Genomic DNA, 16,562 nt, shown 5'->3' on the forward strand with positions numbered 1-16,562 from the left:
GGGAGAGTAGGTCACCGCCGGAACACCATTAACGGTCGAGGACCCCCAACCACGTTGGGGGTCCTCCCGCATTTAACGGCACTTCACAACTGACCCGCAGCAGGGGCCGTTTTGGAGGCCCAGAACGGCCCCTGCTGCCAGCCAGTTGGGACAAGAACCGCTGACGGACCAGGCGGGCAGTTCAGGCACAAGCTCCACAGCCCGGTGAATCCCGGAGATACCTTGAAGCGCTGGAAACCTTGGGAATACCTTTAGCCCGCCGGCTATTTCGGGCGCGGGCATTGTGGGCCATTTTTGCGCAAGCTAGGGTGTGAATTCCTACGAACCACTAAGGCGCAGGGTGCGTCGTCCAGACCCTCTAGGAGTCCTACGATGCGCGTCGATCCTGGTTTCGCCTTGGGCAAAAACGGTACTAAAAGGCATCGGTCTAGCCGGTACTCTTTGGGTCGTCGATGGATTTCCCTGGCGTCAGTCTTTTTCCTGGTGGCCGCCACAATGTCCCTTATTGCGGGCCCCGCAGAAGCCGCTACGTTTACCTTTTCTACTACGGCAGATGCTGTGGTGAAGCGTGACAGCCCCACCATTAACTTCCGGACGGCAACAAGCCTGAAGGCTGATAATTCGCCTGTCGAAATGATCTTCCTCAAGTTCACGGTCTCCGGCACTGCCGGCAGCACCGTGACCGGCGCCAAGCTCAGGCTGTTCGCCACGGATCCCTCCAACTCGGGCGGCCAGATCCGATGGGTCCTCAATAACTCCTGGAGCGAAAACACGATCACCTTCAACAACGCGCCCGTTGCGGAAACGCCGATCGTGGCTTCGCACGGCGCTGTTGCGGATAACACTTTTGTTGAGTTTGATCTCTTCGGTGCGATTAAGGGTGACGGGACGTATTCGTTCCGCATCAGCACCACATCCTCCGACGGCGTCATTTACAGCTCCAAGGAGTCTTCCGTCACCACGCAACGGCCTCGATTGACTGTCACCACTAATGCCACGCCGCCGCCCCCTCCTCCTCCGCCTCCGCCGCCGCCTCCGCCTCCCGGAGCCAACCCGTGCGGCACGGCGACCGTCGCTCCGGCGAAATACGACCACGTCATGTGGGTGATTTTTGAGAACAAGACCTATTCACAGGTCATCGGGAACGCCAGCGCGCCGTACATGAGCACGAAGGCGAGCCAGTGCGCGTCGGTGTCCACCTGGAGTGACGCAGGCACGGGGTTGCCCTCGTTGCCGAGCTATCTGGCCATGACCTCGGGCAGCACCCAGGGTGTTACTTCCGATTCGAACCCGAGCGGCCTGCCGCCGATTACGGCCGATAACATCTTCCGGCAGGTGCGAACGGCCGGCCAGTCCTATAAGAGCTACATGGAGGACATGCCTTCGAACTGCCGTTTGAGCGCGTCCGGTCTGTATGCAGAGCGGCACAACCCTGAGGTTTACTACCAAGGTCCGGGGGACAGGGCGGCATGCGCGGTCAACAATGTGCCCCTGGGCAACGTGAGCGCGGGACAACTGGCAAGCGACCTGGCTAATAACACTCTGCCGAACTTTTCCGTGGTGGTGCCGAATGTTTGCAATGACATGCATGACTGCAGCGTCGCCACGGGCGACACCTGGCTCTCGCAATGGATGCCCGTTATCTTGAACAGCCAAAGCTACCGGGCAGGGCGAACGGCGATATTCGTACTTTTTGACGAAGATACCCCGATACCCAATTTCGTGGTGGCTCCTTCTGTGGTCCCCGGCACCGTCATCCAGGGTAACTACAACCACTACTCCCTTCTCCGGACCACCGAAGAAATGCTGGCCATAGGCCTGAAATTGCAGAACGCCAGCACGGCTCTGAGTTTCCGGACGCCGCTGCGTATCTAAGTGCGGACTTAGGTGCTGCGCACCTAGGTGCCGCAGGGGATTCCCAGCAGACTCCCGGGCAGCACCCGGGCGGTCCGGAACGTTCTCCGGGTTGGGCTCGTTAGAATTTGACGGGGCTGGATTCCAAAAGACCAGACCAACGCTTTCGTTCTAAGGACACTTCAATGCCCGAGCGCACTATCGTCATCACCGGAGCCAGCGACGGCATTGGAGCGTCCGCCGCGCGGACCTTCGCCCGGCAGGGGGACCGCGTGGTCGTCGTCGGGCGTTCCGCGCAGAAGACCGAGACGATCGCGAGCGAAATTGGCGCTGACTTCTTTGTCAGCGACTTCGCCGATCTGGGCCAGGTGCGCACCCTGGCCGCGCAGCTGAAGGAAAAGTACCCGCAGATCGACGTCCTGGCGAACAACGCCGGCGGCATCATGGGAGCCCGCGAGCTGACCGTGGACGGCCACGAGACAACCTTCCAGGTTAACCATCTGGCACCGTTCCTGCTCACCACTGAGCTGATCGACGTCCTCGCCGCCAGCCAGGCCACCGTCATCAACACCTCGAGCGTCGCGAATTCGCTGTTCGGCAAGCTGGACATTGACGACCTCGACGCGGCCCGCAGCTACTCCACCAACCGCGCGTACGGCAACGCCAAGCTCGCCAACATCCTCTTCACCACCGAGCTTCACAACCGCTACAACACCGAGGGGATCTCGACGGCGGCGTTCCACCCCGGCGGCGTGGCCACCAACTTCGCGGCGGACTCCACAAGCCCCATGCGACTGGCCTACACGTCCTTCCTCAAGCGCTTCATGCTGACGCCTCACCAGGGCGCGGACACCCTTGTGTGGCTCGCCAACGCCACCCCGGGCCACGACTGGATCTCCGGCGCCTACTACGCCAAACGGACCCTCTCCAAGGCCAACAAGCAGGCCTACGACGCCGGCCTGGCCAAGGCATTGTGGCAGCGCAGCGAGGCGATGGTGGCCCAGGACCTCGACAAGCTGGACCGCCGGCAGTAAATCACGTGAGCCTCACCAACAACACCCGTTCCGTGGGTTAGCATATCCCTGCCCCTCGCCGACTCGCGGCCGAGGGCTTCTATTGGGGGGAGTGCTCTCACACGTGCACCTGAAGAAACTGATTATCGCGTCCCTGGCGGGTGCCGCCGTCGTCCTGAGCGCCACGGCCGTGCCGGCATCCGCCGCGCCCGCGCCGAAGTCGTACAAGAACTGCACAGAGCTCAACAAGGTCTACCCGCACGGCGTCGGCAAATGGGGCGCCCGAGACAAGACCACCGGAAAGCCGGTCACCACCTTCCGCATCGACAACACCCTGTACAGCTACAACGACGGCGGTGCGAGGCACTGGGGCGAATACGACCTCGACCGCGACAACGACGGCATCGCCTGCGAAAAGCGCTGACGTGAACTGACGGGATCCTCGCCAACGGCGGGGATCCCGACATGTTTAACCCACTACCGGCCGGACGGGACGGCTGCCAAGCGGACGGCTACCGCGCGGCGTCGACCTTGTCCAGGGCGGTCAGGGCGCTCTCCATGGTCCCGGCCAGGTGGCTGGCGGGGGCCGGCTTGGCGAACAAGTAGCCCTGCAGGGAGTCGCAGCCGCGGTCCATCAGGTACTTGGCCTGCGCGGGGGTCTCGATGCCTTCCCCCGTGACTTTCAGTCCGAGGGCCTGCGCGGCGTTGATCATGGTGGCGAAGAACGGGAGCTGTTCCTGCCCGGTTTTGATCATGGCCACGAAGGAGCGGTCGATCTTGACGTTGTCCAGGGGCAGTTCCTGGAGCCGGCCGAGCGTGGAATATCCGGTGCCGAAGTCGTCCATGGCAATCCGGACGCCGGCCGCGCGCAGCTGCCGCAGCTGGCCCAGCACGTCCGAGGCGGCGTCGAAGAACACACTCTCCGTCAGTTCAAGGGTGAGCTGGCGCGGGTCAACGCCGGTGGACGCGGCAATCGCGAGCACGTCCGTGGCGAAGTCCCGGTGCTGGAACTGCAGGCCCGAGACATTCACGGCGACGCTGTACGCGGGGTCGCCGGCCAGCCATGGCCGGATCTCGGCGCAGGCGCGGCGCAGGACTTCATCGCCGATCTCGCGGATCAGGCCGCTCTGCTCCGCCACGGGCAGGAACTGGTTGGGCGGCACCAGCCGGCCGTGCCGCTCCCACCGGGCGAACGCCTCGAACTGCACCACCGAACCGATGCCGGGCGACACCACGGGCTGGTAGTGCACCGAGATCTGGCCCAGCTCGACGGCGCGCCGGAGCCCGGAATCGCCGTCCACCTTGTGGGCCGCGGTGTTCAGCATTTCCGGCCGGAAGCGGAGCCAAGTGTTCTTCCCGGCAGCCTTCGCCGCGGTCATGGCGGCGTCGGCCTGCCGCAGCAGCTCCGCCCCGTCCAGCGTCTGCACCGACTTCGACGCCAGGCCCATGCTCACACCGGGCCGGACCATGGAGCCGCCCACGCGCAGGGGCGCGTAGAGGGCCTCAGCGATCCGCTTGGCCACCGCGTCCGCGTTGAGGCACTCGGTCAGCAGCACCGCGAACTCGTCGCCGCCCAGCCGGGCCACGGTGTCGTGCGGGCGGACGCAGTTGCGCAGCCTGCTGGCCAGCTCCACCAGCAGTTCATCGGCCGCCGAGCGTCCCAGCACGTCATTGAGGTGCCTGAAGTCATCGAGGTTCAGCAGGAGGATGTCCACCGGATCGGGGCGGCGCAGGGCCGCGGCGAGCCGCTCGTTGAAGAGGGGGCCGTTGGGCAGAGCCGTCAGCGGGTCGCGGAGGGACCCGGCCCTGAGTTCGTCGTCGTGCCCGGCAAACGCCGCGGGTGCGGCGGCACCCTGAAGTCCGCCTAGGCCAGGAGCTCCCGCTGAACCAGGAGTACGACGGCGGATGAAGTCGCCGCTGAGGGGCCGGTTGGCGTTGCCGGCGCCAGAGCTTGTTCCATGGTTCCCTGCATGATTCCCTGCGGGGTTCGCTCCGGCGGTGCCGCGGATCGAGAGCGCCACGGACGTTCCGGGGTCGGCCGTTCCTTCGGGGGCGGGGACTAGGGAGCACGTGATTTCGACCGGAAGTTCGGTGCCGTCGGCCCGGCGGCCCGAGCCGGTGAACTGGGGGCGGGCGCCAGCGGCCTTGCCCAGCGCGGCCAGGACGCCATGGAATTCCTCCCGCGAGGCCTCGGCCAGGAGCATGCTGTGGTCCGCGCCCATAAGCTGCGCGCGGGAGTAGCCGAAGAGCCGTTCCGCTGCCGGGTTGAGGAAGGAAATGGAACCGTCCGGGCCCACCAGCAAGAGTGCGTCCGGACTGTACTCCAGCAGTTGTTGTGCGAAACCAGCTTCCACGATGTCTAACAGCCCCCCAGGCAATGAATACGGGTAGCGGGCGCCTTGCGGAGAGCGAGGCGCACTGCGCTGACTGAATCATATGCCGTGCCGGCTCACCGAACGTGATGGGCATCATCCCGCCACCGAATGTGTCGAGCGCGCCCCGATTTGACGCCCTGCCCGGCCAGCCTGCCGGGCTACCCGCAGCGGTACGCCGGGCCGACGTCGCGGTCCACTGCCAGTCAGTGACGACTGGACGGCGTCGAAAACGCCGACGACTAGACGCCGACTACTAGACGACGGCGACTGGAACCCTCCGTGTGAAGAGGACCTCCTGGGTGATCCAGTCCAGCAGGTCCACGTAGAGCCAGAACGTGCCGGGGGCCGGCGGGCGCAGAAGCATGTCGTAGCGCTCGGCGGCACCGAAGTTGACCAGGCTGGACCGCAGAGGGCCCGTGGCCGAAATCGGCACTGCCGGACCGGTGGGGTTGGACGTGTCCCGGAACGGCCGTCCGTCGTGCGAGATGAGTTCAGCCATGGCCACCGGCTTGCCCGCGGAATCGGTGAAGCGCACGTTGACCGGGAAGTAGTTGGCATTGAGCAGCCGCAGCAGGGTGGGTTTGATGGCTCCTCCTGCCCTCTTGGCCCGGATGCGGGTAAGGCTGGTGGGGCCTTCGATTTTCGGGGGACGGGCTAATTCGCCGCCCAGCAGGTAGAAGTTCTTGGGATTGAACTTGTCCAGTCCAACGTCCTCGCCCGAGAGCCCGGCGGCGTGGTTGAGCAGGTGCCAGCGGGGGTCGACGGAGTAAGGGACGAGGATGGTCTCGGTGTCGATGTCGTATTCCGGACCGTCAACGAAGGCCCGTCTGGCGCCTTTGGTCACCGGAAAGTCCGGGTGTACCGGGGGGTCGATGATCAGCGGGCCGAACATGCCCATTTGCACGTGCAGTGTGGTGTTGACGTGGCAGTGGTAGAAATATGTGCCGGACGCACCCACGTTCGGGTTGCCAGGCTGCCCGCGTTCCGGCCGCCACTGATAGGTGTAGCTTCCCGAGACCTCGAATGAGGTGTGGCCGACGCCGTCGTTGCGTGGATCCGGCTCGATGCCGTGCCAGTGGATAGTGTGGACCTTCTTGCTCGGGCGGACAGTGCCGTGGAACAGTTGCCCCTCGGTGAGCCGGATCAGGGGTGCGGGGAAGATCCGCCCGGAGTTCTCGGTCTCGAAGGTCCAGATCTCGAACTTGCCGCCGTCGTCGAACACCATTTCGCGGTTGAAGAACTTGAACTCGTGTTCCACGTCTGGATTCTGGCGGAACTCGGTTTCGGGGCTTCCCTCGTGCATCTGATGGGAGCTGAAATCCACCTGGGTGCGGAAGAGCTCGTGCGTGGCCGCGCCCGTGCTTCCGGGCGCGGGCGCCGCTACAGTCCAGTGGCCAACCAGCCCGCCGGGATACATGCCGCCCCTGGCTACCTGGGAGGGCTCGGCATGGCAGTGCATGGGGTAGTCCCAGTCCTCGTTCCGGGCGTTCCACACCTCATCGATGACCTCCGGCGGCCGCCGCAACGGGAGCATGGAGTCCTTGCGGTCCAGCGGGTGCATTTCAATGACGTCCTCCCACTGCTGCAGCACCACGTGACCGTCCGCGTCAATTCTTCCGCCGGTACGCGGAAACATGCTCCCGTTGCGGTTGACAGTCCAGAGGTGGTTTCCATGAAAGTGCAGCTGGTGGTGGACGACGCCGGCGTTGAGGAACCGCATCAACTGGCCGGTCCTCACAGTTCCTGCCCTGGCGCTCTGGCTGAAATTGCGGACGTCGACCTGCCGGGCCGAGCCCGACATCAGGGAGTCCTCATCCCGGACGCGGTTCAGCGCCTCGTCGGTGGACGCGGCCAGCGACTGGAAGCCGCTGCGGCCGTTGAGCGTGAAATACCGCGGATACACCGGCGTCTTGTCCGGATCCACCGTTCCGTTGCGCGACGCGATGCCGGCCCAGACCGGGTCAACGTTGTGGAGCATCCACAACCACTGGCGTTCAAATTCCGGCCCGTTGGGCATGGGCAGCCACGGCGAGGCCGGATCCGTGACCAGCAAGGCACCAAAGAGGCCCAGGACGCGCTGAACCGGGTCGGCGGTGGGATCGGCCGGATCGGCGCCAGGATCGCAGTAGAGGTAGGTGCCTGCTTTGGGGGCCGGGAATACCAAGGTTTTGGTTTGACCGGGCCGGATCTCGCCGGTGCTCACGTGGCTGTTGCCCGCTCCCGCGTTGAGGAATTGCAGGGCGTGCGGCTGGGCCAGGTGATTGGTGACGCGGATGCTGATGGTGCTGCCGGTCTCGGCGATCAGCGTCCGGTCCGGGAAGAAGCTGGCCCAGAATGCGCGGCGGACCAGGAATTCACCGGGGTTGGCAGGGTCCTTGGCAGCCGGTGCCGGGCGTCCGAGCGGGGGAGGGGTGGCCTTCAGGGGGTAGGTGCGACTCGCCACCACCGATCCGTTGCGCAGGAACACCCTCGGGCTGATGACCAGGCTGGGCTTGGGATCGTTCACCAGCGTCCGCCGGTCACCGAACCCCCGGTGGTAGACGCGGGTTCCGTCCACCATGGGCAGGAAGCCGTCATTGATGTGGATGTCGAGCGGGCTCATGACTTCACCTGGCTAACGGTCAGAGGCGGAAGGGAGAGGATGGCCGTGCCATCGTGTTCCGGCTCCGCATACTCCAGTTCCATCGCGAGGGCGTCATGGGGTGCCAGGTAGCTGATCCAGAGATGCTCTGCGGCCCCGGGGTCTACCGTGCCCAGGCCGCGGTCGAAGTCCTGGGGAGTGATGGTGGTTCCGGACGGGAGCAGCCGGAGGCGTAGTTGGCCGGGGCTGAAGAGCACGGGTTCGTGACTGGAGTTGCGGAGTTCAACCTCAAGGAGGACGACGTCGCCCCAGGTCTGGTTGAACGGCTGGGGCCAGCCGGGATCCTCCGGTGGAGCGCCGTCGTGGTCGTGATCGTGGGAAGTGGCGGAGAGGTTCGTCGAGTTCGCGGCCCGTTCGAAACTTCCCGTGACGGCCCGGTTAGCGCCTGCGGCCAGGGAGCCGGGATCGTCGAGCAGGGCGGCTGCGCTTTCGAGTGACCGGAATGCCTGTTGGCCCTTGGCGTTCAGCCGGGCCAGGCGGCCCGCCCGGGTGACCGACAGGACACCAAAGGCGGTAGCCAGTTGCGTTGCAGCCTGTGGACCGCTTCGGGAGATGGCGCCGTAGGTGCCGCCCGCCACCAGGAGGAAGGCACCGCCCCCCACGATCAGTCCGAACTGGCGCCGGCTCAGGACAGGGCCGGAAATCAGGGGTGAGCGTGAATCCATGGTCGGTGCCTCCACGTCGAGTTCGCGATAGGGCCCAATGGTGCTGACAGGGCCTTATGGAAAACTTGGGAAGCCGGACGCGAGTTTCCGCACAGCCTACCCGGGCAGCGGCACGCCCTCGAGGTCAGCGATGGCCGCCACCGAGCTGCCGACGGCCCGCTGCCGGGCCACCCCTGGTACCGGGCGGGAGAAGAGGAAACCCTGCAGGGCATCGCAGCCATGGTCCATGAGGTAGCGGGCCTGAGCCGGCGTCTCGATGCCCTCGGCGGTGACCTTCAGCCCCAGGCTCCGGGCCATGTGGATCATAGAGGTGAGGATGGGCAGCTTTTCGACGCCGGTCTGCAGCATGGACACGAAGGACTTGTCGATCTTCACCACATCCACCGGCAGGTCTTGGAGCCGGCCCAGCGAGGAATAGCCGGTCCCGAAATCGTCCAGGGCCACCCGGATGCCGGCCTCGCGCAGGGTCTCGAGCTGGCCGATCACGTGGGAGTGGGCGTCGAAGAACACGCTCTCGGTCACCTCCAGGACCAGCTGGCGCGGGTCCACCCCGCTCCACGCCGCAATGTCCAGGACACGCTCGGCGAAATCGCGGTGCTGCAGCTGCACGCCGGAGACGTTGACGGCCAGGCTCCGGAACGGGTCCTCGCCGAGCCACGGGGCGAGCTCGGTGCAGCTGCGCCTGAGCACTTCGGCCCCGATCTCCCGGATCAGGCCGCTGCGTTCGGCGGTCTCGATGAAATCGTCCGGCGGGATCAGCTCGCCTTCCCATTCCCAGCGGGCCAGAGCCTCGAACTGCACCACCTCGAGCCGGTCACTGGAGATGACGGGCTGGTAGTGGACCGTGATCTGCCCCAGCTCCACCGCCCGCCGCAGCCCGGCCGTGAGCTGGGTGCGCTCCAGCAGTGCCGCCAGCATCTCGGGCCGGAAGTGCACATAGCAGTTCTTGCCGGCCTCCTTCGCCGCGTACATGGCCAGGTCCGCCTGCCGCAGCAGCTCCGATGACGTCTCCGTCCCGGCGTCGCGCGATGCCACGCCCAGGCTCAGGCCCGGCCGCATGAGCGTCCCCTCGATGGAGACTGGGGCGTTCAGGGTGCTGACCACGCGCTGGGCCACGGCGTCGGCGTCCCGGCAGCCCACCAGCAGGACCACGAACTCGTCCCCGCCCAGCCGGGCGACCGTGCCGTGCGGACCCACGCAGTTCTGGAGCCGACGGGAAATCTCCACGAGCATCTCGTCGCCGGCGTGGTGGCCCAGGACGTCGTTGACTTCCTTAAAGTCGTCCAGGTCCAGGAGCAGCACGTGCACCGGTTCCGGGGTGAGCAGCGCCGCGGCGGCCCGTTCGTTGAAGAGCGTCCGGTTGGCCAGGCCCGTGAGCGGGTCCTGGAAGGCCAGTTCCTTGAGCTTGCCCGCCTGCTCGGCCAGTTCCTCCATGGCGCGGCGGGCCTGGTCCTGGGCGCGCCGGCGTGAGGTGATGTCGTGGAAGTTCCAGATCCGTCCCACGATCGCGTCCGCCACCTTTTGCGGGCGGGAGTACAGCTCCACCGTGCGGCCGTCGGCGAACTCCAGGACGTCGTGGCTCTGCATCCGGCTGTCGGCGTAGAGCTCCGCGACCTTCTGCAGGAAGTAGTCGGGGTCCACCAGTTGGTCCGCGATGAAGCGGACCAGCGCATTGGGGTCCTCGGCCGCGATCAGCTCCGGCGGCATGCCCCACAGTTTCAGGTATTGATCGTTGATCCCGGTGATTTGGCCCTCGTTGGAGACCACCACGATGCCGTCCGACGTCGATTCCAGCGTGGCGTCCAGCAGCGAGACGGCCAGCCGCCGGCCGGAATCGGAGTCGTTGCGGTGATCGGCGTCGCGGACGGCTACCGCCATGGCCGTGCCGGCGTCGACACTCACCAACGCGCACGTGATCTCCACGGCGAGTTCCGAGCCGTTTCGGTGCCGGCCGACGGCGGCGAACGGCCGGCTGCCGGCCTTGCTCTTGCGGCCCAGCCGGCCAAAGACCCGCAGGAAACCGCCGCGGGCTTCCTCCGAAAGTAGGATGGTGTGCTGGACGCCGAGGAGTTCCTGGCGCGGGTAGCCGAACAGCCGTTCCGCGGCCGAGTTCACGAAGGCTATGGTCCCGTCCGCGGTCAGCAGCAGAAACGCATCAGGACCCTGCTCCAGCAGGTCTTCACCAAGTCCAGTTCCCACGACGATACCGGCCCCCAAGCGACGGAAGTTCATAGAGCGATGATGTTCCCGGCCGAGGTGCCCGGATGAATGCGTTTCCCTGAATCATAGGGTCCTTCGGCCTAGTGTCCAGCACATCGGCCACGGAACTTTACGGGTCACCGGTTGCCGGGCACCCGAACGCCTTTCAGCGCGGCGATGGCCCGGGCGGCCCGGTCCAATGCAGGCTGGAGCGTGGCCTCCGGCTGGGGGCCAGAAAACAGGAAACCCTGCAGGCAATCGCAGTCCAGATTCATTAGATAGCCGGCCTGGGCGGCCGTTTCCACGCCCTCTGCCGTGACGGTGAGCCCGAGTCCGTGGGCCATGCCGATCATGGCGTTCAGGATGGGCAGCGGTTCCGTGCCGGTGTTGATCATGGCCACGAACGACTGATCGATCTTCAGTGTGTCCACGGGCAGGCCCTGCAGCCGTCCCAGGGAGGAAAAGCCGGTGCCGAAGTCATCGAGCGCCACGCGGACGCCGGCCGTGCGCAGGCTCATGAGCTGGCCGATCACGTGGCAGTCGTCCTCGAAGAAGACGCTCTCGGTGACCTCCAGGACCAGCTGGCGCGGGTCCACGCCGCAGGATGCCGTCACGGCCAGGACCAGCTCGGCGAAGTCCCCGTGCTGCAGCTGGACGCCGGAGACGTTCACGGCCAGGGACCGGGAGGAGACCTCTTCCAGCCAGGGCTTGAGTTCGGTGCAGCCGCGCAGCAGCACTTCGGTGCCGATCTCGACAATGAGGCCGCTGCGTTCGGCCGCTGGAATGAACTGGTTGGGCGGAACGAGCACGCCGTCGCGCACCCAGCGGGCCAGGGCCTCCACCTTGGTCACGGTCCCGCTGCCGGCGGAGACGATCGGCTGGTAGTGGACGGCGATCTGTTCGTTATCCACGGCCAGCCGCAATCCGGCCTCGAGGTCGTTGCGGTCCACCAGGGCCTTCATCATCTCCGGCTGGAAGCGCATGTACCGGTTCTTGCCGGCGGTCTTGGCGGCATACATCGCGACGTCGGCGCGGCGCAGGAGCTCGGAGGCGTCCACGGCGGCCTCGCCGATCGAGGCGAGTCCCAGGCTGAGGCTGGGCCGCAACATGGTGCCGTCGATCCACACCGGGAGGCGCAGCGAGTCGACGATCCGGGCGGCCACCGCCTCGGGCTCCGCCGAGTCGACCAGGAGCACCACGAACTCGTCGCCGCCGAGCCGGGCCACGACGTCGCTCGGCCGGACGCAGGTGCGCAGCCGCCGGCCGACCTCAATGAGCATCTGGTCCCCGGCATGGTGGCCCAGGATGTCGTTGACTTCCTTGAAGTCGTCCAGGTCCAGGAGCAGGACATCCACCGCGGTGCCGCGCGGGCCCGCGAGGGCGCCGGCGAGGGTGTCGTTGAACAATTGGCGGTTGGACAGCCCGGTCAGTCCGTCCCGGAACGCCAGCGCCTTGAGCTGGGCGGACTGCGCGGCGAGATCTGCCATGGCCCGGGTGATCCGGTCCTGGGCATCCATGGCCGCGGTCACGTCGCGGAAGCTCCACACCCGTCCGACCACCTGGCCCGCGACTTTCTGCGCGCGCGAATAGCGGTCAAAGGTCCGGCCGTCGCGGAACTCCAGGATGTCGTGGCTTTCCGCCGCGGGATCGGCGTAGAGGGCCTCGACCTTTTCGACAAACTGGGCCGGGTCCCGCAACTGGTCCACGACGAAGCCCAGCACGGCCTCATCGTCCCCGGTGGCCAGCATTTCCCGCGGGATGCCCCACATGGTGAGGAACTGATTGTTGACGCCGGCGATCTCGCCCTCGCTGCTGACCACCAGGATGCCGTCGGCAGTGGATTCGAGCGTCGCGCTCAGCAGCGACATGGCCTCGCGGAGGCTGTCATCGTTCTCCGGCCGATGCGAGGTGTCCCGCACCGCGGCGATCATGCTCACAGCGCCAATACCAGTCCCGTCCCGGGTGCCTGTACCGGTGATGAAAATAGAACCGGCGACCTCGGCCCGGAACTCCGTGCCGTCCCGCCGCACCCCGTAGGCCTCCACGGGAGCTGTGTCCGTCTCGTCGTCGACGACGTCGGTATGGGCGTGGGCGTCGCGGCGGCGGAGGTTGAAGAACAGCCGTTCCAGCCCGTTCCGGAACCCCTCGGCCAGGAGGATGCGGTGGTCCGAGCCCACGAGCTCCCCACGGGGGTACCCGAACATGCGCTCCGCGGCGGTGTTGACCATCCGGATGGTCCCGTCCTCGGCCACCACCAGCAGGGCGTCGGGGCTGGATTCCACCAGGTCCCCATAGCCCGGCACCGCGCTGGAGACTTCCTCCGGAACTGTCCCGGAGACTTCGCCGGAGATTTCCTCCGGGTACGACGACGGCGGGTACGACGACGCCGTCATCCGGCTACCGCCGGGCGAACCTGAGACCACCAACGAGACATAGAGAACCCTCCCATCGGGAAATCATAGGCGCCCGGAGGGTACAGGCCTTGTCAACACGTGGGCGGGGCGGGGCGGATCCCGGTCGGGGCCCGCGCGGAATGACCAAACCCCCCGTTGCGCTGTCACCTAGGGTGCTTAAAACCCGGGTTTGGCCGCCCGGAGTGATGGGGCAACGAGGGGGAGCGGCGGTAGTAATCGGTGCTCACGTCTTGGCCGCGCGGCCCTCTCGATCTTCGGTGCCGCCGGACTCCTGATTCCTCCCGCGTGACCACTGCCGCCCCTGCACGCCGCCTCTGCCGTGTGGTACTCAGCGGTCGCTTTCGTCCGTCACACTTAGCACGTGCGTACTTTTGGTGTTGAAGAGGAATTCCTGATCGTGGATCCCGATAACGGATACCCTCTGCCCTTGGCCGGAGAGGTGCTTCGCCTACACGATCCCGGCCGCCAGGCGGTGAACCATTTGGCACCCGTCCCAATGCTGGCCGCCGAGCTTCAGCAGGAGCAGCTCGAAGTCATCACGCACCCGCATTCCAGCCTGAGCGGACTCGCGGCCGAGATACGGGCGGGCCGGGCCCATGCCGACTCGTTGGCCCGGATGGCCGGCGCGAGGATCGCTGCCCTGGCCACGTCCCCGCTGCCGGCCGCACCGCACGCCACCCGCAACGACCGGTATGACGCCCTGATGGAAAAGTTCGCTCTGACGGCCCGAGAGCAGCTGACCTGTGGATTCCATGTCCATGTCTCCGTGGGCTCCGATGAGGAAGGGGTCGCGGTCCTGGACCGGATCAGATCCTGGCTGCCGCCCCTCATAGCATTGAGCTCAAATTCCCCCTTCTGGAACGGCGCAGACAGCGGGTACGCCAGTTTCCGAACCCAGGCGTGGAACCGGTGGTCGACTGCAGGGCCCACAGAGGTCTTCGGCTCGGCACAGGCCTACCACTCGCTGGGGGAACGCCTGTTGGGCACCGGGGTCGTCACCAGCCCGGATTTCGACGCGCGGCTGTCTGTACGCCACCCGACCGTCGAGGTCCGGGTGGCGGATGTTTGTCTTGATGCCCGCGACGCGGCACTTATTGCTGCGCTGGTACGGGCACTTGTGGAGAATGCCGCCCGGGAATGGGAGGCCGGCCAGCCACCGGACCTGGTTCCCGCCGCAATCCTGCGGCAGGGAGCCTGGCGCGCCAGCCGTTGGGGCACGGACGGAGAGCTCCTCCACCCGGTAACGCACCGGCCAGACACCGCACGAAATGTCTTCGACGCACTCCGCGGCCATGTCCGGGAGGCCCTGGAGGACACCGGCGATACCGCCTACGTCGACCAGTCCCTGCAAAGGATCCTTGATCAGGGCACGGGAGCCACCCGGCAGAGGCAGGCTTTCGACCGCTACGGCAGACTCGCCGACGTCGTCGCTCTGGCCACCGGCGTCACCCATCAAGAATCTGCCGATCATTTCCGCTTCGGCGAGCCGGTCCTCGGAAGGGACGGAGAAACGACTAACCCAAGCACGGATTTGGTCTCCGTCTCCGGCTAATGCACAACGGAGACTGCCGCCACGTGGACTGGACTGCGGTGGGCTCCACCCGAGCGATGGTCGTGAGCAAGCCAGCAGCACGCCAGCCCGGCCGCTGGTCCCGAGCAGAAAAGCGGTGCCGCGGATGCTAGTCCAGAGGCAGTGTTATCGTCACACAGGTTCCCGCAGCGGCGGAGGAATCGATGATGATCTCTCCGCCGGCGAGGACCACGGCCGCTCGCATGAGGCGCAGTCCCATGCCGGTGTGCCGACCAATCATGGCTGCCGGCACATCGAAACCCCGGCCGTCGTCGGTCACTTTGAGCTGAACGCCGTGGCTCATGCTTTGGGTGACGCAGCCCAGCCGGACGGTCACAGCCGAGGCCTGAGCGAATTTGTAGATATTGCTGAGGAGCTCCTGCGCCGCTCGGTACAGAAGAGTTGCGGATTTCCGGTCTACTTCCGTCCTATGGTGCGGAGTCTCCAGATGCACCACGGTCCCGCGTTCGCGGAGGGGAAGCGTCAGGCGGTCAATTGCACCGGTTACCCCAAGAGCATGGAAGTCGACCGGGTGTGTATCGGTAAGGACGCCACGTACGGCGACGACTTCATCGCTTAGTAGTGATTTCATACTCTTACTGTGCGCTTGTGTCGTTGGCATTTTCTTGTGCCGCGCCGCGGAGACTGAACCTTGATTCTGCAGGCCGCGCCCGAGAGATTTCGCCAGGTATCGGAGCAGATGAGTATGCCTGGCTGTCAGCCTCCTCAGTGATCGCAAATCCCCGACCGACGTCTGTTGAGTACCGACAATTGCGGCAGATTGGGATCTGTTACGGATTTCCTGACACTTGCCGTGAGGGCCTATGGGTCACCCTGACGCTCGCCGCCGCCGGTGAGCCCGCCGGCAGAACGTACCTAGGCCGCCGGAAGCGATCCAGGCCGCTTTTTCTGGCTGCCTTTCGAAGATCAGGCGGGCGTGGTAATTTCTGCTTGGATTAGGAGTTCCTCATGCGATTGCCTTCCAATCCGGCTCCTGATACCGCTTTCGAAAGCAGAGGCAACGATGGCAACTCTATTGATCTTCCATGAGGTCGACGACGTTGACCACTGGCTCAGCTCGCCGCGACGCCAGGAGCTCTTCGGACCTATGGGCATGACTGTTCGAACCTTTGTCGACCCGGAGAAATCCAACCGCGTCGGCCTGATCGTCGAAGTCCCGGACATGGACACGTTCCAGCGAATGATGGAGTCCGAGGCCGCGGCCGACGCCATGAAATTCGACGGCGTACGCCGGGACACGATCCTGATGCTGGTCGAACCCGAGCCCAGCACCTGACCCGGGGACGTAGCGTTGGCGGGTCTTTGAGGCGTGTAGCCGCTCATATCTGCGATCTGCCGCCGGTGGACGGCGCGTTTGGCCAGCGCCGCCGGTCGTGTGCGGGCGGCTGGCTTGGCACGCCGCGGAGCAGGGCATCGCCTACATCCCGTTCTTCCCCTTGGACGGATTCACGCCGCTTCAGTCCGGCACCCTCAGGGATGTCGGCGGACGCCTGCAGGCAACCCCGATGGGTGTCGCCCTAGCCTGGCTGTTGCAGCGCTCGCCGAACATCCTGCTCATCCCCGGCACGTCCTCGCTCGCGCACCCCTGGGACAACGTTTCGGCTGCCGCCCTTGAGCTGCTGGCCGACGCGATCAAGCAACTGAACGCAATTGCCCAATAGGGGACTGCCCCGGCTTTTGTTGACTCGGGGTCTTAGGCCGCTGTGAGCGCGGTCCGGTTGATTGTTTCATATTCGATGGGCGTGAGTTTTCCCAGCCGTCTTTGCCGTCGCCGGCGGTGGTAGGTCCTTTCGATCCAGGTCGTGATTGC

The 16,562-nt window shown here is 65.8% G+C and carries 12 protein-coding genes; 6 read left to right on the plus strand and 6 right to left on the minus strand.

The window, feature by feature from the left end; translation table 11 throughout:
• Positions 1-372: 372 nt before the first annotated feature.
• From AC1DKQ_RS21910 to AC1DKQ_RS21920, 3 genes are all read left to right on the plus strand, one after another.
• Positions 373-1,875, plus strand: a complete 1,503-nt coding sequence (locus AC1DKQ_RS21910; RefSeq protein ID WP_476920219.1) for a CBM96 family carbohydrate-binding protein — start codon at positions 373-375, stop codon at positions 1,873-1,875.
• Positions 1,876-2,039: 164 nt separating this feature from the next.
• The gene (locus AC1DKQ_RS21915) at positions 2,040-2,888 is read left to right on the plus strand and encodes an SDR family NAD(P)-dependent oxidoreductase (RefSeq protein WP_476920220.1); all 849 of its coding nucleotides are present in this window, start codon (positions 2,040-2,042) and stop codon (positions 2,886-2,888) included.
• Between the two features lie 103 nt (positions 2,889-2,991).
• The gene (locus tag AC1DKQ_RS21920; protein WP_476920221.1) at positions 2,992-3,291 is read left to right on the plus strand and encodes an excalibur calcium-binding domain-containing protein; all 300 of its coding nucleotides are present in this window, start codon (positions 2,992-2,994) and stop codon (positions 3,289-3,291) included.
• A gap of 88 nt (positions 3,292-3,379) precedes the next feature.
• Here AC1DKQ_RS21920 and AC1DKQ_RS21925 read toward each other — a convergent pair whose 3' ends face one another.
• The 5 genes from AC1DKQ_RS21925 to AC1DKQ_RS21945 form a co-directional block, all read right to left on the minus strand.
• The gene (locus AC1DKQ_RS21925) at positions 3,380-5,221 is read right to left on the minus strand and encodes a putative bifunctional diguanylate cyclase/phosphodiesterase (RefSeq protein ID WP_476920222.1); all 1,842 of its coding nucleotides are present in this window, start codon (positions 5,219-5,221) and stop codon (positions 3,380-3,382) included.
• 274 nt (positions 5,222-5,495) lie between these two features.
• The gene (locus tag AC1DKQ_RS21930; RefSeq protein WP_476920223.1) at positions 5,496-7,844 is read right to left on the minus strand and encodes a multicopper oxidase domain-containing protein; all 2,349 of its coding nucleotides are present in this window, start codon (positions 7,842-7,844) and stop codon (positions 5,496-5,498) included.
• Positions 7,841-8,548 carry a hypothetical protein gene (locus tag AC1DKQ_RS21935; RefSeq protein WP_476920224.1) on the minus strand — a complete coding sequence of 236 codons (708 nt, stop codon included), beginning with the start codon at positions 8,546-8,548 and terminating at the stop codon, positions 7,841-7,843. Before AC1DKQ_RS21935 ends, AC1DKQ_RS21930 begins: the two co-directional genes overlap by 4 nt.
• Positions 8,549-8,644: 96 nt before the next feature.
• Positions 8,645-10,780 carry a putative bifunctional diguanylate cyclase/phosphodiesterase gene (locus AC1DKQ_RS21940; protein WP_476920225.1) on the minus strand — a complete coding sequence of 712 codons (2,136 nt, stop codon included), beginning with the start codon at positions 10,778-10,780 and terminating at the stop codon, positions 8,645-8,647.
• Positions 10,781-10,884: 104 nt separating this feature from the next.
• Entirely contained in the window at positions 10,885-13,140 is a 2,256-nt protein-coding gene (locus AC1DKQ_RS21945) for a putative bifunctional diguanylate cyclase/phosphodiesterase (RefSeq protein WP_476920226.1), read from the minus strand.
• 382 nt (positions 13,141-13,522) lie between these two features.
• Between AC1DKQ_RS21945 and AC1DKQ_RS21950 the strand changes: the two genes are divergently transcribed.
• Positions 13,523-14,713, plus strand: coding sequence for a glutamate--cysteine ligase (locus AC1DKQ_RS21950; protein ID WP_476920227.1), 1,191 nt, complete (start codon positions 13,523-13,525; stop codon positions 14,711-14,713).
• Between the two features lie 127 nt (positions 14,714-14,840).
• Here the strand turns inward: AC1DKQ_RS21950 and AC1DKQ_RS21955 are convergent, their stop codons facing one another.
• Complete coding sequence (locus AC1DKQ_RS21955; RefSeq protein WP_476920228.1) at positions 14,841-15,323, minus strand: sensor histidine kinase; 483 nt, start codon at positions 15,321-15,323, stop codon at positions 14,841-14,843.
• 432 nt (positions 15,324-15,755) lie between these two features.
• On the opposite strand from AC1DKQ_RS21955, the gene AC1DKQ_RS21960 reads away from it, so the two are divergent.
• Complete coding sequence (locus AC1DKQ_RS21960) at positions 15,756-16,028, plus strand: hypothetical protein (RefSeq protein WP_476883835.1); 273 nt, start codon at positions 15,756-15,758, stop codon at positions 16,026-16,028.
• Between the two features lie 97 nt (positions 16,029-16,125).
• The gene (locus AC1DKQ_RS21965) at positions 16,126-16,413 is read left to right on the plus strand and encodes an aldo/keto reductase (protein WP_476920229.1); all 288 of its coding nucleotides are present in this window, start codon (positions 16,126-16,128) and stop codon (positions 16,411-16,413) included.
• The last annotated feature ends 149 nt before the right edge of the window (positions 16,414-16,562 follow it).

The sequence above is a fragment of the Arthrobacter sp. 05L421 genome (assembly GCF_056397785.1).